This is a genomic window from Sphingobacterium sp. JB170 (assembly GCF_900163865.1).
GTDB lineage: Bacteria > Bacteroidota > Bacteroidia > Sphingobacteriales > Sphingobacteriaceae > Sphingobacterium.
On sequence record NZ_FUKU01000067.1, the window covers coordinates 106,291 to 124,914 of the forward strand.

The window sequence follows — 18,624 nt, forward strand, 5'->3', positions numbered from 1 at the left end:
CTTTGTTCATTCACCTAATAGCACTGACAACAATCGACTCATTATCTTTCCTTTGCAATACACTAAACAATGAGCAATGGGATGGTTTACTTCATTTAAACGAAAAAATGACACCAAGCTGGTTTTGACGGAACAGGCGCCGCAAGCAGTGCCTCAGGTCGATCAGTCGCAACTTAATGGGTCCTCGGTACACGATAACCAAGGGGTATTTTTAATATACGATTTCTTGCAACAGAACTTCGAAGAGCGCGGGTTTAACGATGCGCTGATCAGTGCAGACGAAGGCTATAAGAATGATAATATAAGACTCATAAAGTACGATCTAGAGATACTCATCCAGCAAGTCAAAACATACCATCAATCACTGATGAAAGACATGCAATTTCACATCCAGTCACGCACCCGGGCCGGACTTATCGATTTGGTCGACGAACTCAAAATAAAACAAACCGACCTGCAGGCACACATCGAAAAAGTGCATGAGATCGAAGAGGCGCTAAAGACGGATTATGGCTTGTGCGAACGTGCTATTCTTGCCTATAAACGAGGATTTATGAAAGGTATGGCATCGATTACTCAAACGAATCTACTCACAAAAAAGTTCTAAAAAATGAAAGATTGGTGGTTAAAATTCGGATGTTTCCTAACAGGATTTAACTATACCCTTGTTAAAAATTCCAGTGAGCAGTCATCCAAAAATGTACGTAAATACACCTCGGTGATGCTCCTGATCATCTTAGTATGGTTTTTTATCGGCTTTAGCTTCGCTACCCGATATCTGCATCTGCAACTACTGGGTGGGTTACTTGGGGGATTGATCATGAGTTTTGTCATCATCCAAATCGAGCGTATTATAATACTTTCAACAAAAGTAAGCTCCTGGTCGACCCTATTTAGGGTAATATTGGCTATTGTTATGTCCGTGCTCGGCGCGTTTATCATGGACCAGATCACTTTCAAAGATGATATCGAGCTACGCAAAACGCAGGTGATGGATGAACGTGTCAAAGTCGCTGTCAAACAATCCGAGGACGACTTGCAAAAGCAGATCGACGAACTCGACGGGCACATTCTGTCAACCACAGACAAATACGAACAGGTCAGTAAAGAGCTGCAAAAGAATCCCGTAATTGTGACCAGCTACACCAATCGGAGTGTGACCACAGATAACCAAGGTAAACCGATAAACAGCACACGTTCAACGAATAAATCAGTCATGGAGAACCCCAAGAAGTTAGAAATGGAGCAACTTCATAAACAAATCGAAACTCTCCAAACAAAAAAATTTGAACTCTCCGCATCAATCACCACCATAAAGGAACGCAAAGAGCGGGAACTAAAAACGAAAACAGGATTCTTAGATGAACTTAACCTGCTGCACGATGTCGTAACGTCATCCACTATTGGAATATTCGTATATTTACTATTCCTATTGTTTTTCCTCGCAATAGAATTGTTCGTTCTCGTTATGAAGATTACCGACAAAGAGTCCGACTACGACAAACTCGTTCAGCACCAGACGGCAATTCGCATCCAGATGCTCGACAAACTAGGTACTAAATAATTGTTAAGGTTTAATCAATTCACTATAAAAAACAATCTCATGTCAATCAAAGAAACATTTATCGTTAATGGCGAAAATCTACTTAAAAAAGTCAAAGAAATCATCGCCGAGGGAAACGTAACAAAAATCAGTCTTTCCGACAAATCAGGAAAAGAGATCATGAGCTTTCCCGTTACCATTGGTATTGTGGGAGTAGTATTCGCGCCAATATTCGCCGCTGTAGGCGCCATAGCGGCCCTATTAACCGAATGTAAAATCACGGTCGAAAAGAAAAAAGACAACGATCAAGAGCCGAAAAACCCTGAGCCACCGGCAGAAAGCGGCACGACGGTCGAAGTTAAATAGTGCTCTATGCTAAGGCATTGCAAACCAAACGCATTGAATTTTGTTCTTTTATTATAAAAAAATTATAATCGTTATGGCAGGCACAATTGGCGTGATCATTGGATCACTACGGAAAGAATCGTTCAGCAGGAAAATCGCAAACTTTTTAGTCGAGAATCCTCCGGTAGGTCACACGCTTGAAATTATCGAGATCGGAGACCTTAATATGTACAACCAAGATTTCGATGAGCAAGAAGCACCAGATAGCTATGGACCATTCCGCGAGAAAGTGAAGTCCATGAAGGCCATTATTTTTGTGACCCCAGAATATAATCGTTCGGTTCCCGGCGTGCTTAAAAATGCGATTGATGTGGGTTCACGTCCATACGGTGAAAGTGTGTGGGACGGTAAACCAGCATTGGTTGTATCTAATTCGATAAGTGGCCTTAGCGGATTCGGAGCAAATCACCACTTACGGCAGTCACTGGTTTTTCTAAATATGCCTACAATGCCGCAGCCTGAGGTATACCTCCCATCGGTACAGGACTTTTTCGACGGCAACGGCAAGCTTACAAAAAGCGATACCGGAGACTTCTTGAAAGATGTGCTCAAATCGTTTGTCGCTTTTGCGAACCGGTAAAATTAGTTCAGTAAGCGCTTTAAATTCAAGATCGATTAATACGCACGATTGAAAATATTTTCAACGAAAGCTTACTTCCTCTCAAAATTTTTGAGACAAATGGAAGTAAGCTTTTTGTTTGTCAGCAACCAACACCTAAATGGCGAGACCCCTCCTCTATATCAAACTATTTGCAGTCGAAAGTGTTATTATTCTGAACTAAAGAAAGATTTTTATATGGGTAATTTATTTGAGTTCAGAGTAAACAAAACGGACAGCCCTTACTGGGCTTTTGCGATTCATGACAGTCATCAAATTGACGAGCGCCTGATCCCCTATTTACAGCTCAATGAACAAATACGCTTTCGTGAGGAAGATCCCCATACGGGCTGCATGGCTGAGCTACCGATGAACCAATTATTGGTCAGTACTTCTCGCTTCCAGCTGGACATAAACAGGAAAATCGAAGACGCCATTTACCTGCATCCCGATCAAGCATGGGGACTGACAGTATGGAAAGATCTCCCCGAGGAAATGATTCGTGCCCTTCAATCGGTACATACAGATACCTATATGCAGATTGATGCGCTCATCGAGGAAACGATCTGCAAATATGGTTTCTTCATGATATGGGACCTGCATAGCTACAATTCGAAACGGGCCTCGCCGGACGAAGTACTCAATACAGCGGAAAATCCGCAAATAAACTTAGGAACGTTCTATAATCACCCTGAATGGCGTCACGTGATTGACCAGTTTATCCAGAGCGTCTCTACTCAGAAATTTAGGGATATGCCTATCGACATCCGGGAGAACGTAAAGTTTAAAGGAGGCTATTTAGCCCAACATATTCTAGCCAAGTATGGCGATAAGGGGTGTGTATTGTCAATTGAATTCAGAAAGGACTTTATGGATGAATGGACAGGCGTTCCTTATATGCCCTTAATACAATCATACAAACGCCTTTTGCTACACGTACTTACGGATTTCAAAACCGACCCTATATATGCCGCAGGATAAAATATTAAAACAAATCTTAAAGGCGATCGCTGCACGAGAACCAATTCACAAACAGGTCCCCAATAAAGGAAGAATAGTATTCAATAAAATTGTTCCTTATCTCTTTATATACCGAATTCCCCAAACAGGGAAAGATAGGATGCTCTCGGAATTAGCTAAATCAGAACAGGCAAGCATCATATTTGATCCACAGGCAGAAGGAGCTGATTTGATCCGATGGATTCCCGTTATCTCCGAAGCGCTCGCAGATGAATTTGGCACTTGTTTAATTGTCGAGGTATGGACCGCATCGGAAAAGCAAACCGACGATATCACGATTCATCTCTCGCAGAAAAACGCACTCGGTCTTGCCGAATACCTTGTCAAAAATATCCATAATGAAGCTCATGAATTGTTTGTCGATTTGAAGAAGATAAGTAAACTTCCATGTCCGCCGGAACAGGTTCCCGTTGTGGTGCCCGCCGCTGCAAAAGCGAATATCGTGATCCTACTTGGAATTTCCATTCGAAAACGCTACGAGAGTACCGAAGGCAAACACCTCCCACTGCTCGCTCGTAGCTTTCGCGAGTCGTTGGCAAAGAGCCTTTCACGCTTATTCTTTGAATTCGTTCGTGTACACACAAACATCCAGGCAGCACATTTTAAGATGAAAGTTCGTGAGCGGCTTAACGAACAGATTTACGAGATCGACAATGTGTTGCTAAAAGAAAGTATGAAATTCGACTTTTTACTGCTCACAACACCAATCAACACCCATGAAGCTTGGCTGGAGTTCCAAAAAGACGGCTACCGCAAGCCCCCTACTTTCCACTATCGCCCGATACCCGTAGACCCCGATCTAGTAAAACGAAATCTATATAACCTTCGTATCGAGGATATCTACGATCCGACGATTGCTTACTTGTTCCGCGACAAACGGCGTGAACTCGATGATATGATGACCATGCTAGCTTCGCGCAATACACCGGACTTTAAATACGGTAGTCTCATGGTATTTGGGAACGTCAGCGATGACCTCTATGAAACCGCAAAAGCCCTACTGATTGCGATTGATGCAACACCGAACCCCGACCTAATAGAGGACGAATACCTGTTGGCGCCTGAATTCGCACAACTTGCCGAGCAAGAATTCCGCTACTTACAAGAGCAGTGCTCAAAATTCAATAGCTCGGTGCGTATACGCGACGATATTTCAGGGGTGATGGTCAACCATGGTGTACTTAATATCAGCAAGCAATACAAAATAGCGCGCCGCCGCGCGCTCGCCTTGATACAGCACGAGGTGGGTACCCATATTATCACCTATTTCAATGGCAAAGAGCAAAAATTCAGTATCTTCCGTCAAGGTGTTCCGGGTTACGAGCAGCTCCAAGAAGGGCTCGCTGTGTTGGCCGAATTTCTAGTCGGCGGCCTCACAAATGAACGTTTAAGAACTCTCGCTGGCAGAGTACTTGCAGTACGTCACATGCTGATGGGACACAGTTTTACTGACACCTTCAGTATGCTTCATGAAGACTTTAATTTCGGCATAAACGCATCCTATAGCATGTCCATGCGCGTCTACAGAGCCGGTGGGCTCACCAAAGACGTGGTATACTTACAAGGTTTCATTGAACTCATACGCTATATCCAAGATGGAGGAAATCTCAATATTCTTACCATCGGCAAGATAAGGGAAGATTATCTACCGATAATCCAAGACCTAATGCAACGCGGTATTCTACAGCAGCCCGCCCTTATACCACGGTATTTACAGCCGCCATACGTTGACAAGCTAAAAGACGCGCAGCATTTTAGCAGCGTATTTAAAATGATAAATTATTAAAAACGACATATGACTATAGCATTTTTAATCAACCAGACACACAAGGAACTTAGCGAATATACTACGACGCTACTGGCATTGACGGCCCATCGGCGTAGCCATAAGGTGCTCTACATCGGCGTAGCAGACTTCGCCTACCACGACGAGAAAACGGTGGGGGCCCACTGCCGTGTGCTCGAATCTTCCGAACGTGTCTCCGACGAAAAAGATTTGATGCGTATCGTACGTAAGAAGGACAAACAATTCGTCACCTCTGATGAAATTGATCTCCTCTGGATACGTCACGATCCGGTTACCGATATGATTTCTAGGCCCTGGGCATCGTCCACCGCGCTACAGTTCGCGCAGCTGATGAAACGTCAAGGCACATGGGTAATTAACGATCCCGATCAATTGATGCAGGCAACAAACAAAATGTATCTGGAGTATTTCCCAAAAGAAATCCGCCCGAAGACGCTGGTTACACGTAGCTATGAAGATGTACTTAATTTTCTGGGGCAGCAGAATGGCAAGATTATACTGAAACCGCTCACAGGGTCCGGAGGGAAAAATGTTTTTATGGTCAAAAAAGGCGAAAAGCACAATTTAAAACAAACCGTTGAAGTCATTGCGCGAGACGGCTACCTGCTCGCCCAGGAATATCTCCCAGCGGCTGCCAAAGGCGATATCCGTTTTTTTCTTCTTGATGGTGAACCAATCGTCATGGACGGTAAGTATGCCGCTATTTCACGCATGCAACAAAAAGGTGAGATCCGCAGTAATATTCATCAAGGCGGTAGCGCAAAGGTGGCACGCATCACCAAAAAAATTCTTGCCACAATCGATAAAGTTAGCCAGAAATTGAAAGATGACGGCATGTACTTCGTTGGTCTGGATATCGTGGGTGATATCATCATGGAAATAAATGTATTTAGTCCGGGCGCTTTGATTCACGCAGGTCGCGTAAATGACACCGATTTTATTAAATATGTTATTGCACACCTAGAAAAAAAATTCGCCGAGCGACAAAAAGAGGTAAAAAAGGCGTATAAAAAGTAAATGGAGGTAAACCCTGAAACACAAAAACTTGCCCTGTGACATCGAATCGTTCAATAATTTTATTTAAGGAAATAAGTTCTTAGATTCGAATTAGAAATTCACATCGTCAATTTACTTATTCAATCATGAAAACTCTAAAATTTATCATTTGCCTGCTATTTGGATTAATGTTGGTTTTCGCCGGAGTGACAAAATTTATCCCTAACATGCCCAGCCCTGAACAAACGGCCGAACAGCTTAAAATACAAGAAGCATTCTTAACACTCAAGTGGATTACGCCTCTGGTAGGTTTATTTGAGATCATCGGCGGCGTCTTGTTCATCATCCCGCGCACACGTGCCCTGGGGGCGTTAGTATGCTTACCGATCGTAGTGGGAATCTGCGTGCATACCGTAACTTTCACACCGGGTGGTATAGCTTTCGTGCTTCCATTATTACTGATCAATCTTTGGGTTATCTGGGACAACAGCAAAAAATACATGGTTTTATTGCAAAACAGTAGTACGCCATCCGGATCCTAACATGCCGGTGGCCGGAAATATTTATATATAGCCCCGAACAAGTAGCTTAATCCACCTATTATTAATATTTACAATGCACAAGACGATAATTATTGACGGCGAAAAGATACACGATATACCATCCTTTTACACGCATATAAACGACATCTTTATGCAAGACGTGGACTGGAAATTAGGACATAGCCTGGATGCGTTCAGCGATTTGCTCTATGGTGGATTCGGACTTATTGAAAGCACGGAGCCAATCGATCTGGTTTGGTTAAACTTCGAAAAAAATCGAACGGATCTAGGACGCGAATTAACGTTGAACCACTACCGGCAGAAGCTTTTAAAACCTAACATTTTTAACATGGAAATCATAGACGCCCAAATTGATGAATTGGAACAAGGTCGTGGCAAGACCTATTTCGATATCCTTCTGGAAATTATCGGCGAGCATGAAAACATCACGCTTATTCCCCGCTGAGAAACTGAAATTGACCGTTGATAAAATCCGTTTTTGTCCCGACATTTTGAGCCAGCCTATCCGATCGGCACATCGTCGTATTTGATATTTATGGGGCGCGGATAGCTTAAGCGTAACAACCTGATCGATTCCAAGTAACAAATAAAAACTGTATTTTTAAATGATCTTTAAATTTATCGATTATGCACAACATCAAAAAAGAGGACATCAATGACGAGGTATTTGTCATTTATAATGACTACGCCCACAATCGCATCTCTCGACGAACATTCATGCAAAAACTCTCACTCTACGCAGTAGGAGGTTTAACGGTTACTTCTTTAATGGGCTTTTTAAGTCCGGATTACGAAAATACGCTGCAAGTAGCGAAGAACGACCCCGCAATTAAGAGTAGCTACATCACCTATCCTTCTACCAAAGGTGGCGGCCAAATTAAGGGATTACTGGCATTCCCTACCGACAACTCAGATAAAAAAGGAGCTATCGTGGTGGTTCATGAGAACCGAGGACTAAACCCGTACATCGAAGACGTCGCGCGGCGGGCGGCGAAAGCAGGCTTCCTCGTTCTAGCACCCGATGCGCTCACGCCACTGGGCGGGTATCCCGGTAACGACGATCAGGGACGCCAGATGCAGGCAAAACGCGAAGGCGACTCCATGCTTGAGGATTTTATCGCGGCCGCTGAATATTTAAAAGTCCATGAACAATCAAACGGTAAAGTAGGCGTCGTTGGGTTTTGTTTCGGTGGATGGATTTCCAATATGATGGCTGCACGTATTACAGAACTCCAGGCCGCCGTACCTTTTTACGGCCGACAGGCACCCCTGGAAGAAGTACCCAATATCCAAGCCCCTTTATTGCTGCAATTTGCTGAAGAGGACGAGGGCGTAAATAAAGGCTGGCCAGCCTACGAAGAAGCGCTCAAAGCAAACAACAAAAAGTATACAGCACACACTTATCCGGGTACGCATCATGGTTTTCACAACGACAGTACGCCGCGTTTTGATTCCGATGCAGCGAAATTAGCATGGAGCCGAACGATCGAATTCTTCACGGAACATTTAGTATAACGAAAGCGGCCGAAATTCTTCGGCCGCTTTTCTTTAAATTATGTTATAGTAGCATATACCACTGTTAGTCGCTTATTCGCCTTTAGGAATATGTTTCCCGAAGAAGCTAAGTACTTTTTGTTTTGCATACCCCTTACCGTCTTCCAGAGAACCGCTATCATGTACCTCCAAGACCTCGCCTTTTTGATTCATAACAATAAAAAAAGGATACCCTAATTTCGATCCCTCAGGGGCATACTTTTTAAAAACTTCTTCATTCTTATTCTCTTTCGAGAAGTTTAAATGATAATAAAGGAAATTATCTTCCAAAAGCGTGGCAACATCTGGATCACCTTGTATATAGTTATTGAACCGTAAACACCAGATACACCAGTTTCCTCCGGCTTGCATGATAATGTTTTTCCCTTGCACCCCAGCCTTTTGTATAAGGTTGTCAATATCCGCCTGCGCATCAGCTTCTGGATGATATGGCTTGCTCAGCGAATCGCGCTCAACTACGGCCGCTACACGCTGCGCGTTAACGGGTAAATACAGCCCAAGCCCTACGATACATAAACATATTATAATTATCTTTCTCATTTCGATATAACCATTAAAATCAATCAAAGGTACCAATTGCCTGCAGGATTTCACGTAAACTAGCCGATTGTTTTACTGATACTTTTTTTGTTCTCTCGAGTTCGCTCAAGTTCTTTCACAAAATCTCTACCCCAGTAATGCACGTCGAAATTCTTCACCTGATCGTACAGGCGCATAATACGTGAAGATCGCTCATCGGAAGGCATTAGCAACGCACGCAGTAGGCTTTCCTTCATACTCTTCAAATCGTACGGATTTGTCAAAATCGCATAGGGAAGCTCCACCGACGCCCCCGCAAATTCCGAAAGTACCAGTGCGCCATCGCCACCGATTTGTCCCTGGACAGCTACATATTCCTTGGCAACTAAATTCAAACCGTCACGTAGCGGCGTGATCCAAGCAATATCGCTCGTAGCGTACAAGCTAACCACTTCTTCAAATGGTAGTGCTCGATAAAAGAACTGGATAGGTGCCCAGTCCATTGTCGAAAACCGCCCATTTATCTCTCCTACTGCACGGTTCACCTCGTCCCGAATTTCATCGTAAATGTGCATCCCTTGCGAGGGCGGTGTACAAATGTTTATGAGCTCGACTTTCCCATGATATTCTGGATATTCTTCCAAAAACTCGCCAAAAGCCTGTATCTTTTCTAATGGTCCCTTTACATAGTCTAACCGCTCCACCGAAAGTATGCGACTGACACCCGTCTCCGACTTACGGAACAAGTTATCTTCTATTTTTTCGCGAATCTCCGGAGCCTTTAAAATACGCTGTATCTTCTCCATATTCACGCCAACAGGTTGTGCACCTAATCGTATTTGGCGACCATCAATTTCGATAAGCTTCGTCATCTGGTCAACCCCCAATGCACAGCTATAGGTAAGAAACTGTTTGGCCGCATTAATCTTCTTGATAACCTTGAAAGGCGTATGGCTGCGCAGTACATCGATGAAGTTCTCTACATATCGCGGTATATGGAAACTGATAAAATCACAAAGCAGTAAACTGCCGATAATCTCTTTGCGCCAAGGAATAATATTAAACACATCGGCTGCCGGAAAAGAAGTGTGGTGGAAAAAGCCAATCTTCAGGTCAGGACGTAACGGCTTCAAGAAGGCTGGAACCATCCATAAATTATATTCATGGATCCACACAAGTGCATTTTCATCGGCCTCTTTGGCAATCCGCTCGGCAAACATCTTATTAATCTTCAAGTAGTGTCCCCAGTCTTCGTGGTTAAATTTCGCTTTGTCCACAAACGAGAAAATCATCGGCCACAATGCTTCTTTGGAAAATACACGGTAAAATTGATCTATTTCATCTTTGGGAATGCTGATCGTTGCGGCCACCAAATTGGGGTAACGTTCCTCATCAATAAGTTGATTAGGAATCTCCGGACGATCACTTTGCTGTTCTTCTTCCCCAATCCAAATACCGGAGCGCCCCTTCTCGAAAAGCCCAAGCAAGGATGGAATTATCCCGTTAGGACTCTTAGGTGCTACGCGGATAGATTTTCCGTTGACGACTTCCTGTTCGAAGGGTAACCGGTGGTAAACCATTACCAGCTGGTTGGCCCCCACACTGTTTTGCTTCTTTTTACGAGTAGCGACCTTTTTGGCAAACTTTTGAAAACGCTCAAAATGTGCCATAGACTCTAAAATCCCGCCAGCACCTGCTTCAACAGCCTGATAAACGTTATCCATGCCCGCGGTCTGGTCCACCAGCAGCTGCTCCGCTTTACCAACAACTACGCCTTTATATCCTGTTTGATAGAGAGAAAAATCATTAAGCGTGTCACCCGCCACGAGTACACAATCTTCATCAACATGAAGCATTTCCACTAACGAATTTAACGTGCTACCTTTATTCACCCCACGAGGAAGCACATCCAAGTACTTGTCCACCGAGGTAATCACATCACAATCAAAGTTCTCGGCCACTTCCTTGATGGCTTCTAAATTAGCGGAACCGTCGTAATAGAACGAGCAGCGCCGCTGCTGTGGCACCTCTTGGAAGGTAACATCGGCAATTTCGAGCACTTTAGCACGTACCGCGTAGGTCGAGGGCCAACGGCTTTCGATCTCTCCTTGTATAGGTTCCACTGACTCAAGCGTCATTCCGTTTACCACCGTGGCACCGACATCCGCAATAATATAATGCGGCGTAGGAATCAACGGGTCATTTAGCAAAGGAAGTACAGACTCCACTCCGCGTCCCGTTACAAAGACCAACTGTATATCTGTATTTTGTTTGATTAAACGGTACAGCCGTAAGCGATTTTCCATGCTACCTCCTAAAAATGTTCCGTCTAAATCCGTTGCTAAAAGCATCATATTATATTCCTTTCTAATAGTTTAAATTCTGTTGTTACCGCCATGTGATTATACAGTATTCTATACGCTGTATTAACAATAGGCAAGTTTATGTTGAGATCCTTGGCAGTCTTGTAAAGACCTTTTGTCGCCATATAACCTTCCGCAACCATATTCATTGTATTCTGTGTCTGCCCGACACTATACCCTCGTCCAATTAGCTCACCAAATGTGCGATTGCGGCTATGCGCGGAGTAGGCTGTCACAAAAAGATCGCCCAGATAACTCGAACAGGAAATACGCTTTTGCTTCACGTGCAAAGCTTGAAGCAATGTTTCGAGTTCATAAATTGCATTAGAGACCAAAACAGCCATGAAATTATCACCATAGTTTAGACCCTTCGCCATTCCACACACTACGCCCACGACATTCTTAAATATCGCTGCATATTCGGCTCCACTCATATCTTCCTGGGTGTTAACGGTCACATAATGGGATGAAAAATAAGGCGCTAATTTGTTTAATATCTCGACATTGGGCGAACCGATCGTCATGTATGTTTTCTTCGTCATGGCAATCTCCTCGGCATGGCAGGGACCAGCAATAATGGCCTGGCTTTCTTCGTCAATACCGAAATTGCGGGCAACGAATGACGAGGGCAACATATTGTGTTCGCCCACGGTACCCTTGATCGCTGTTACGACAACTTTACCTTGTATTGCCGTTACGTCGAGGTTTTCACATAAACTTCCAAAATGTGCACTGGGTACAGCAAACAGTATAATAGGTGAATTTTTCACACAGAAATCAAGATCGTTTGAGACTTCAAGAAATGCCCTATCCAATTTAACAAATGATAAATAGTCAGGATTATTACCCTCTTGTTTTATAAATTCAACCTGTTCTTGTCGTCTTAAATACCATGAAATTTGGATCTTATTTTCTGTCAATATTTTCACTAAAGCTGTGGCAAAACTACCACCACCTATTACGCTCAAATCTGTCAAATCGTTGTAGTTTTATTTTGATGAAAATGAAGGGGATTCCATCTTCTTAATTTATCTAATACGACACAAATATAAGTAAAAATAAACTAATAAGCAAACTAAATCAGCACTTTACGGCTTAAAAACGACTAAATAGATCGCTTAAGATTTTAAAAGCCATATGGTTTCACCATTATTAGCTCCATGGATACAAACAACAGCTTTTAGTAAAAAAAGAACGTTATTGCTATAAAGAAAAGAATGAATTATTTATTACAATTTTCGCGCTAATTCGCTCCTGATTAATGGCTCTATTTCAACACCGAAATTAATACGATATAGGTAACAGGATTGAGGGACGGTTTCTCCGATACCGGATAGGGATTAAGCGTTTCCAACTTGATACGATGATTTGCAAAAACGGTCGATCGCGAATAACCCATCTTTGCGACCTGGGAAGTGGAAAGGGTATCCAGCGAAGTCTCCCCGTCTTCAGCCGTGAGTTCGATTTCCACCAACCCAACTCCAGCCCATATACAGTGTACGCCTTTCGGACAACGGCTATCTTCAAGAACTCTTTTTACGGCAATACGTACGCCACTAGTCGGTAAAATATGTGCCTGTCCTTCCTTGAGGGAGAGCACCGTGCTGTCCGCGCTATCGTATTGAACCGCATCGATGACACCTGTACCATCACTTATTTTACAGCAGACGAGCAGCATCGTAAAAAAACAAAAAACCAAATATTTGAACATTATAATTGACGTATAAAACTATTAACGCAAAAATCCTGCCCAGATCCTCCCGGGCCGTTTATGCTCGTACAACGATTAAAAAATAACTAGAAATAATTTCGTTTCTTAAAATATATCCCTATCATTGTAACATAATGCTTTAGGGGTGTCTGTAAAAAAACAGGCTGAGATTTACCCTTGGAACCTGATCTAGTTCATACTAGCGTAGGGAAAAGTAAGACGAACTTCAACTTCGGCCGATTCTGGCCTATCGTCAGCATTCCTAAAGTGTTTTAAACAAGTAAAAACTTTAGGATATGTATATCAAACTCAATAGTAAAATTTACGAATTAGAAGCGCCATTTCCCGAAAATTTGGAGCAAATGCTCGTGCGCCTGGTCCCCAATATGAAGCCAACGGGTATAGCCGTAGCGCTAAATAACACCGTGGTGCCTCGCGAACTATGGACTAAAACGCCTGTTGCTACACAATCTGAAATCACACTTATTACCGCTACCCAAGGCGGTTAACCCGCTTTTTAAAACCAATGCTATGAAAAATTCACATTCTAAAATTTCCAATCAACCGTTCCCCAATTCTAGTAAAGTGTATCTGGAAGGAACAATGTTCCCGATTCGTGTTGCTATGCGCGAGATCAAACTCTCGCCGACCCGCTTAGCGCAGGATCAGCTTGTGCAGAACCCACCCGTCACAGTATACGATACCTCCGGCGTACATACCGACCCCAATGTGCCTGTCGACATACGTCAGGGAATCCCTCGATTGCGAGAAAGCTGGATTGAAAACCGTGGAGATACCATTCAGCTTCCCGCGAGTAGTTCGAACTACGGTAAGGAGCGCCTCGACGATAAATCGCTAGACGAGCTGCGCTTTCAACATATAACCAATCCGAAAATTGCGCGCAATAACGGCAACGTCACCCAGCTGCACTACGCAAAAAAGGGTATCATCACGGCGGAGATGGAATATGTCGCGATTCGTGAAAATCAACGTCTGAGCAATCTACGGAATCAAGAACTTTCCGAACTGCATGATCAACATCCGGGCGACAGTTGGGGCGCAAACATCCCAAGCAACGAGATCACGCCCGAGTTTGTACGTGAGCAAATCGAATCAGGCAAAGCGATTATCCCTTGTAATATAAATCACCCTGAATGCGAACCGATGATTATCGGTCGAAATTTTCTCGTAAAAATAAACGGCAATATTGGCAATAGCGCTGTCTCATCGAGCATCGAAGAAGAAGTGGAAAAATCTGTTTGGGCGTGCCGCTGGGGCGCAGACACTATCATGGATCTTTCAACAGGAAAAAATATTCATGAAACACGAGAGTGGATCTTACGTAACTCCCCCGTGCCAATTGGAACGGTACCTATCTATCAAGCGCTGGAAAAAGTTAACGGTATTGCGGAAAACCTTACTTGGGAAATTTTTAAAGATACGTTGATTGAGCAGGCCGAACAAGGTGTATCGTACTTCACTATCCACGCCGGCGTCTTGCTACGTTACATACATCTGACGGCAAAACGTGTAACGGGAATCGTCTCACGCGGTGGCTCGATCATGGCTAAATGGTGCCTTTTTCATCATAAAGAGAACTTCTTATACACACATTTCCAGGAGATCTGTGAAATCATGAAACAGTATGATGTCGCCTTCTCACTTGGGGACGGCCTACGGCCGGGTTCGCTGGCTGATGCAAACGATGCGGCGCAATTCGCAGAACTCGAAACACTCGGCGAACTCACAAAAATTGCCTGGAAGAACCATGTACAGGTGATGGTCGAGGGGCCTGGTCATATCCCTATGCACATGATTAAAGAAAACATGGATAAACAACTTAAAGAATGTGATGAAGCTCCATTTTACACCCTCGGACCCCTAACCACAGATATTGCGCCTGGATACGACCATATTACCTCGGGGATCGGAGCGGCAATGATCGGCTGGTATGGGTGTGCAATGCTGTGTTACGTGACACCAAAAGAGCACCTGGGCCTGCCTAATAAAAAAGATGTTAAGGATGGAGTAATTACCTATAAAATTGCTGCCCACGCGGCGGACTTGGCCAAAGGTCACCCTGGCGCTCAATACCGCGACAACGCTCTTAGCAAAGCGCGATTTGAATTTCGATGGGAAGATCAATTCAATTTATCCTTGGATCCGGATACTGCGAGGGAGTTTCACGATGAAACGCTGCCGGCAGAAGGTGCAAAAATTGCTCATTTCTGTTCGATGTGCGGTCCAAAATTCTGCTCGATGAAAATAACGCAAGAGATTCGAGCAAGCGTTGAATCAGGCATGCAAGAAATGTCAGCCGATTTTATTGAAAATGGAAAAGAAATATACCTCTAAAATGCATATTCTTACCCTGCCTGGATTCGTCCACGCCGAACTAAAGGTACTCCGAGAGATGCTGAGTTGGCCACAGTTAACGGTTCATATCCGAAAACCGGAGCTATCGCCGGGTGAACTCTGCGAATACTTAACACAATTCACGCCAACGGAACGCGAAAAGTTAATCCTTCACGGCGACCCCGAAATTGCTCGTGCGTTTGGGGTATCCAAAATACACTACGGGGCATATTTGCGCAATAAATACGCTCCCGGAGAACCTATAGACACCTCGGTAAGAAGCACCTCGACCCACAGCTGGGCAGAGTTTAATCGATTAAATTCACCAATCGAAATGGCGTTTATCGGGCCGCTGTTCCCCAGCATTTCCAAACCGGGCTATAAGCCCCATAACAACCTTGAGTCTGCAGTCCGGAGCAATTTCCGGGTAAAGGCGATTGCATTAGGTGGACTGACCTGTAGAAATGTATCGCTGCTCGCGCGGTCAAGTTACGATGATTACGCATTTTGTGGTGCTATATGGCAAGCAGACTCGCCGATCGAACAAGCTCAGCGCTGCTACGAGCAAGCATTGAAAATACAAAATAGCGGGTACATGAATTTTTCTAACACAGACTAACAAATGATAGACAAACGATTACAATATATTTCATCGGGAAGCACCGCAAAGGAGCAGTATGCCAACATTCTAGGAGCGCTTGCCCTTGGTATTGAGTGGATACAATTACGTTTTAAAAATGCATGCGTGAGTGATTTGTTAGCGCTTGCGGCAGAAGTCAAGAAGTTAAAAGAACGTTATGACTTTACACTAATCGTTAATGACCACGTTAAGGTCGCTTATGAGCTCGATCTGGATGGCGTGCACCTAGGTTTAAACGATACCCCAGTACGTGCCGCTCGAGCGTTAATTGGCAACCATAAAATAATTGGTGGCACGGCCAATACACTTGAGCAGGTGATGCAACGTGGCCTTGAGAAATGCGATTATATAGGTCTTGGGCCGTTACGCTTCACCAAAACCAAGGAAAATTTAAGTCCCATTATAGGTTTTTCAGGGTACGCAGAAATTCTAGAAAGCATCCAACATGAGCTTCCCCCTATTTTCGCTATCGGTTCCGTTATGACACAAGACATCGCTCCATTACGCCGCCTCGGTGTCTTTGGAATAGCAATGTCAAAAGACATCGAATCACAGTTTCACGAACGGAATTACATCAACACTGTAAATAAATTTCTTTATGCAAAATATGCTTAATATTGCCGATCATACATTTGATTCCAGACTATTTTTGGGAACCGGCAAATTTAACTCAGCCCAAAGCATGTGTCAAGCGATCGATGCTTCGCGAACACAAATGGTCACCGTTGCCTTAAAACGCATTGACTTGGACAGCCACAACGACGATATCCTCGAACATATCCAACGTAAAGCGGTCCGGCTCCTGCCCAACACCGCCGGTGCGCGCAACGCTAAAGAAGCCGTGCTCGCTGCACAGCTTGCCCGTGAGGCACTCCAGACAAATTGGATTAAACTCGAAATACATCCCGACCCCAGGTACCTGCTACCCGACCCGATCGAGACGTTGCTAGCGTGCGAGATATTAGCAAAAGACGGCTTTATCGTGCTTCCCTACATCCATGCTGACCCCGTTTTATGTAAACGTCTAGAAGAGGTCGGAACAAGCGCCGTGATGCCCCTGGGGTCACCAATTGGTAGTAACAGCGGGTTAAAAACACTGGACTTTTTACGTATCATCATCGAACAAAGTACCATACCAGTTATCGTCGACGCCGGAATAGGTAGTCCCTCCGATGCTGCGCTAGCAATGGAAATCGGTGCGGACGCTGTTTTGGTCAATACCGCAATTGCCTCCTCAAGTAACCCAGCGCTAATAGCAGATGCATTCGCGATGGCAACAATTGCCGGACGAAAGGGTTTTGAAGCTGGCTTAGCGCCACGTTACAACAAAGCTGTAGCGAGCAGCCCATTCACCAAGTTTTTACAACAAATAACCCCCTAAATGGAACGTACATTCAACGATATATTAGATAAATACGAGTGGGAGGATGTCAAGGAAAAACTCGCTAAAATAACGAAAGACGACGTCGTCAATGCTTTACGAAAAGACAAACGCAGCCTAACGGATTTTCTAGCGCTCATATCGCCAGTCGCAGCACCCTACATCGAAACCATGGCTGCGATGTCTAGTGAATTAACGGCACAGCGCTTTGGCAAGAACATACAACTTTATGCCCCCCTATACTTGAGCAATGAATGCAACAATATCTGCACCTATTGCGGCTTTAGCGTAGACAACGGTATACGCAGGCGCACACTTTCGCCTCCCGAGATAATGATTGAAGCGCAAACCGTACGATCGATGGGTTTTCAACATATCCTGCTCGTATCGGGAGAGGCAACCCAAAAAGTAGGTGTCGATTATTTCATCAAGGCAGCCCGACAAATCAGCGATGTCTTCCCACAAATATCGATCGAGGTACAACCGTTGGACCAGGACGATTACCACCGATTATCAGAAGTGAACGTTAACGCCGTACTTGTATATCAAGAGACCTACCACCGTCAGGCGTACAAAACGTACCACCCAAAGGGTAAAAAATCTAACTTCGATTACCGTTTACAAACGCCGGATCGTATTGGCAAGGCTGGCATTCATAAAGTTGGATTAGGTGTATTACTAGGGTTAGAAGATTGGCGTATCGACAGCTTTTTCACTGCGCTGCATATTGAATATTTACAACAAACATACTGGCGGACCAAATACGCGGTTTCCTTTCCGCGCTTACGGCCCGCAGCTGGGGCGGCAAAGCCTAATTTTGATATGAGCGAACGGGATCTGGTCCAACTCATTTGCGCCTACCGATTATGGCATCCGGATCTAGAGTTATCTTTATCGACCCGGGAACACGAAGCGTTTCGCGATCATGCGCCGCTCTTTGGCATTACCTCTATGAGTGCTGCTTCAAAAACAAACCCTGGAGGATATTCGGTAGAACCACAATCACTTGAACAGTTTGAGATAAGCGATGAGCGATCCGTCGAAGTTATTATCCAAAAGATACGCGATGCGGGGTACCAACCCGTCTGGAAAGATTGGCAACCTGAATATGCAAATGCCCCCTTACACACATAGATTTATCACATAGCAAAGAATATAGATATACCAAA

General features: G+C 44.2%; 20 protein-coding genes and 1 riboswitch. Of the genes, 16 read left to right on the forward strand and 4 right to left on the reverse strand.

What is annotated here, in order from left to right:
• Positions 1 to 76 precede the first annotated feature (76 nt).
• From FM107_RS17395 to FM107_RS17440, 10 genes are all read left to right on the forward strand, one after another.
• The gene (locus FM107_RS17395) at positions 77 to 607 is read left to right on the forward strand and encodes a hypothetical protein (RefSeq protein WP_086949753.1); all 531 of its coding nucleotides are present in this window, start codon (positions 77 to 79) and stop codon (positions 605 to 607) included.
• A 3-nt stretch (positions 608 to 610) separates the two neighbouring features.
• Positions 611 to 1,564: a DUF4407 domain-containing protein gene (locus FM107_RS17400; protein ID WP_086949754.1), complete on the forward strand. Its 954-nt coding sequence runs from the start codon at positions 611 to 613 to the stop codon at positions 1,562 to 1,564.
• Between the two features lie 39 nt (positions 1,565 to 1,603).
• On the forward strand, positions 1,604 to 1,909 hold the full coding sequence (locus FM107_RS17405) for a DUF4342 domain-containing protein (protein ID WP_086949755.1): 306 nt from the start codon (positions 1,604 to 1,606) through the stop codon (positions 1,907 to 1,909).
• A 73-nt stretch (positions 1,910 to 1,982) separates the two neighbouring features.
• The gene (locus tag FM107_RS17410) at positions 1,983 to 2,528 is read left to right on the forward strand and encodes an NADPH-dependent FMN reductase (protein ID WP_086949756.1); all 546 of its coding nucleotides are present in this window, start codon (positions 1,983 to 1,985) and stop codon (positions 2,526 to 2,528) included.
• Positions 2,529 to 2,744: 216 nt separating this feature from the next.
• Positions 2,745 to 3,527, forward strand: a complete 783-nt coding sequence (locus FM107_RS17415) for an N-formylglutamate amidohydrolase (RefSeq protein WP_086949757.1) — start codon at positions 2,745 to 2,747, stop codon at positions 3,525 to 3,527.
• Complete coding sequence (locus tag FM107_RS17420; protein WP_086949758.1) at positions 3,514 to 5,352, forward strand: flavohemoglobin expression-modulating QEGLA motif protein; 1,839 nt, start codon at positions 3,514 to 3,516, stop codon at positions 5,350 to 5,352. The genes FM107_RS17415 and FM107_RS17420 overlap by 14 nt, the downstream gene beginning before the upstream one ends.
• Positions 5,353 to 5,361: 9 nt before the next feature.
• The gene (locus tag FM107_RS17425; protein ID WP_086949759.1) at positions 5,362 to 6,390 is read left to right on the forward strand and encodes a glutathione synthetase; all 1,029 of its coding nucleotides are present in this window, start codon (positions 5,362 to 5,364) and stop codon (positions 6,388 to 6,390) included.
• A 125-nt stretch (positions 6,391 to 6,515) separates the two neighbouring features.
• On the forward strand, positions 6,516 to 6,911 hold the full coding sequence (locus FM107_RS17430; protein ID WP_086949760.1) for a MauE/DoxX family redox-associated membrane protein: 396 nt from the start codon (positions 6,516 to 6,518) through the stop codon (positions 6,909 to 6,911).
• 73 nt (positions 6,912 to 6,984) lie between these two features.
• A complete protein-coding gene (locus FM107_RS17435; protein ID WP_086949761.1) occupies positions 6,985 to 7,377 on the forward strand; it encodes a barstar family protein in 393 nt (130 codons plus the stop codon).
• A 182-nt stretch (positions 7,378 to 7,559) separates the two neighbouring features.
• Positions 7,560 to 8,447: a dienelactone hydrolase family protein gene (locus FM107_RS17440; protein ID WP_086949762.1), complete on the forward strand. Its 888-nt coding sequence runs from the start codon at positions 7,560 to 7,562 to the stop codon at positions 8,445 to 8,447.
• Positions 8,448 to 8,519: 72 nt separating this feature from the next.
• Here the strand turns inward: FM107_RS17440 and FM107_RS17445 are convergent, their stop codons facing one another.
• The 4 genes from FM107_RS17445 to FM107_RS17460 form a co-directional block, all read right to left on the reverse strand.
• A complete protein-coding gene (locus FM107_RS17445) occupies positions 8,520 to 9,026 on the reverse strand; it encodes a thioredoxin family protein (protein WP_086949763.1) in 507 nt (168 codons plus the stop codon).
• Between the two features lie 59 nt (positions 9,027 to 9,085).
• Positions 9,086 to 11,359 (reverse strand): glucosylglycerol-phosphate synthase, encoded by a 2,274-nt coding sequence (ggpS, locus tag FM107_RS17450; protein WP_256959615.1) that lies wholly within the window; start codon positions 11,357 to 11,359, stop codon positions 9,086 to 9,088.
• On the reverse strand, positions 11,356 to 12,345 hold the full coding sequence (locus FM107_RS17455) for an NAD(P)H-dependent glycerol-3-phosphate dehydrogenase (protein ID WP_086949764.1): 990 nt from the start codon (positions 12,343 to 12,345) through the stop codon (positions 11,356 to 11,358). The genes ggpS and FM107_RS17455 overlap by 4 nt, the downstream gene beginning before the upstream one ends.
• 290 nt (positions 12,346 to 12,635) lie before the next feature.
• Positions 12,636 to 13,079: a hypothetical protein gene (locus FM107_RS17460; RefSeq protein ID WP_086949765.1), complete on the reverse strand. Its 444-nt coding sequence runs from the start codon at positions 13,077 to 13,079 to the stop codon at positions 12,636 to 12,638.
• Positions 13,080 to 13,210: 131 nt separating this feature from the next.
• A riboswitch (TPP riboswitch) is annotated at positions 13,211 to 13,307 on the forward strand.
• Between the two features lie 68 nt (positions 13,308 to 13,375).
• On the opposite strand from FM107_RS17460, the gene thiS reads away from it, so the two are divergent.
• The 6 genes from thiS to thiH are packed head-to-tail and all read left to right on the forward strand — an operon-like array spanning position 13,376 to position 18,589.
• Positions 13,376 to 13,588 (forward strand): sulfur carrier protein ThiS, encoded by a 213-nt coding sequence (gene thiS / locus FM107_RS17465; RefSeq protein WP_086949766.1) that lies wholly within the window; start codon positions 13,376 to 13,378, stop codon positions 13,586 to 13,588.
• Positions 13,589 to 13,610: 22 nt separating this feature from the next.
• The gene (gene thiC / locus FM107_RS17470) at positions 13,611 to 15,434 is read left to right on the forward strand and encodes a phosphomethylpyrimidine synthase ThiC (protein ID WP_086949767.1); all 1,824 of its coding nucleotides are present in this window, start codon (positions 13,611 to 13,613) and stop codon (positions 15,432 to 15,434) included.
• Entirely contained in the window at positions 15,412 to 16,053 is a 642-nt protein-coding gene (locus FM107_RS17475; RefSeq protein WP_086949768.1) for a thiamine phosphate synthase, read from the forward strand. The genes thiC and FM107_RS17475 overlap by 23 nt, the downstream gene beginning before the upstream one ends.
• 3 nt (positions 16,054 to 16,056) lie before the next feature.
• The gene (locus FM107_RS17480) at positions 16,057 to 16,689 is read left to right on the forward strand and encodes a thiamine phosphate synthase (RefSeq protein ID WP_086949769.1); all 633 of its coding nucleotides are present in this window, start codon (positions 16,057 to 16,059) and stop codon (positions 16,687 to 16,689) included.
• Positions 16,682 to 17,455: a thiazole synthase gene (locus FM107_RS17485; RefSeq protein ID WP_086949835.1), complete on the forward strand. Its 774-nt coding sequence runs from the start codon at positions 16,682 to 16,684 to the stop codon at positions 17,453 to 17,455. Before FM107_RS17480 ends, FM107_RS17485 begins: the two co-directional genes overlap by 8 nt.
• The gene (thiH, locus tag FM107_RS17490) at positions 17,456 to 18,589 is read left to right on the forward strand and encodes a 2-iminoacetate synthase ThiH (RefSeq protein WP_086949770.1); all 1,134 of its coding nucleotides are present in this window, start codon (positions 17,456 to 17,458) and stop codon (positions 18,587 to 18,589) included.
• Positions 18,590 to 18,624: the final 35 nt, after the last annotated feature.

Bases quoted from the DNA above. Each gene is read 5' to 3' on its own strand.
- thiC (WP_086949767.1), top strand. From the start codon at position 13,611: ATGAAAAATTCACATTCTAAAATTTCCAATCAACCGTTCCCCAATTCT.
- FM107_RS17480 (WP_086949769.1), top strand. From the start codon at position 16,057: ATGATAGACAAACGATTACAATATATTTCATCGGGAAGCACCGCAAAG.
- thiS (WP_086949766.1), top strand. From the start codon at position 13,376: ATGTATATCAAACTCAATAGTAAAATTTACGAATTAGAAGCGCCATTT.
- FM107_RS17410 (WP_086949756.1), top strand. From the start codon at position 1,983: ATGGCAGGCACAATTGGCGTGATCATTGGATCACTACGGAAAGAATCG.
- FM107_RS17460 (WP_086949765.1), bottom strand. From the start codon at position 13,079: ATGTTCAAATATTTGGTTTTTTGTTTTTTTACGATGCTGCTCGTCTGC.
- FM107_RS17430 (WP_086949760.1), top strand. From the start codon at position 6,516: ATGAAAACTCTAAAATTTATCATTTGCCTGCTATTTGGATTAATGTTG.
- FM107_RS17435 (WP_086949761.1), top strand. From the start codon at position 6,985: ATGCACAAGACGATAATTATTGACGGCGAAAAGATACACGATATACCA.
- FM107_RS17420 (WP_086949758.1), top strand. From the start codon at position 3,514: ATGCCGCAGGATAAAATATTAAAACAAATCTTAAAGGCGATCGCTGCA.
- FM107_RS17475 (WP_086949768.1), top strand. From the start codon at position 15,412: ATGGAAAAGAAATATACCTCTAAAATGCATATTCTTACCCTGCCTGGA.
- FM107_RS17445 (WP_086949763.1), bottom strand. From the start codon at position 9,026: ATGAGAAAGATAATTATAATATGTTTATGTATCGTAGGGCTTGGGCTG.
- FM107_RS17485 (WP_086949835.1), top strand. From the start codon at position 16,682: ATGCTTAATATTGCCGATCATACATTTGATTCCAGACTATTTTTGGGA.
- thiH (WP_086949770.1), top strand. From the start codon at position 17,456: ATGGAACGTACATTCAACGATATATTAGATAAATACGAGTGGGAGGAT.
- FM107_RS17395 (WP_086949753.1), top strand. From the start codon at position 77: ATGGGATGGTTTACTTCATTTAAACGAAAAAATGACACCAAGCTGGTT.
- FM107_RS17425 (WP_086949759.1), top strand. From the start codon at position 5,362: ATGACTATAGCATTTTTAATCAACCAGACACACAAGGAACTTAGCGAA.
- FM107_RS17400 (WP_086949754.1), top strand. From the start codon at position 611: ATGAAAGATTGGTGGTTAAAATTCGGATGTTTCCTAACAGGATTTAAC.
- FM107_RS17440 (WP_086949762.1), top strand. From the start codon at position 7,560: ATGCACAACATCAAAAAAGAGGACATCAATGACGAGGTATTTGTCATT.
- FM107_RS17405 (WP_086949755.1), top strand. From the start codon at position 1,604: ATGTCAATCAAAGAAACATTTATCGTTAATGGCGAAAATCTACTTAAA.
- ggpS (WP_256959615.1), bottom strand. From the start codon at position 11,359: ATGATGCTTTTAGCAACGGATTTAGACGGAACATTTTTAGGAGGTAGC.
- FM107_RS17415 (WP_086949757.1), top strand. From the start codon at position 2,745: ATGGGTAATTTATTTGAGTTCAGAGTAAACAAAACGGACAGCCCTTAC.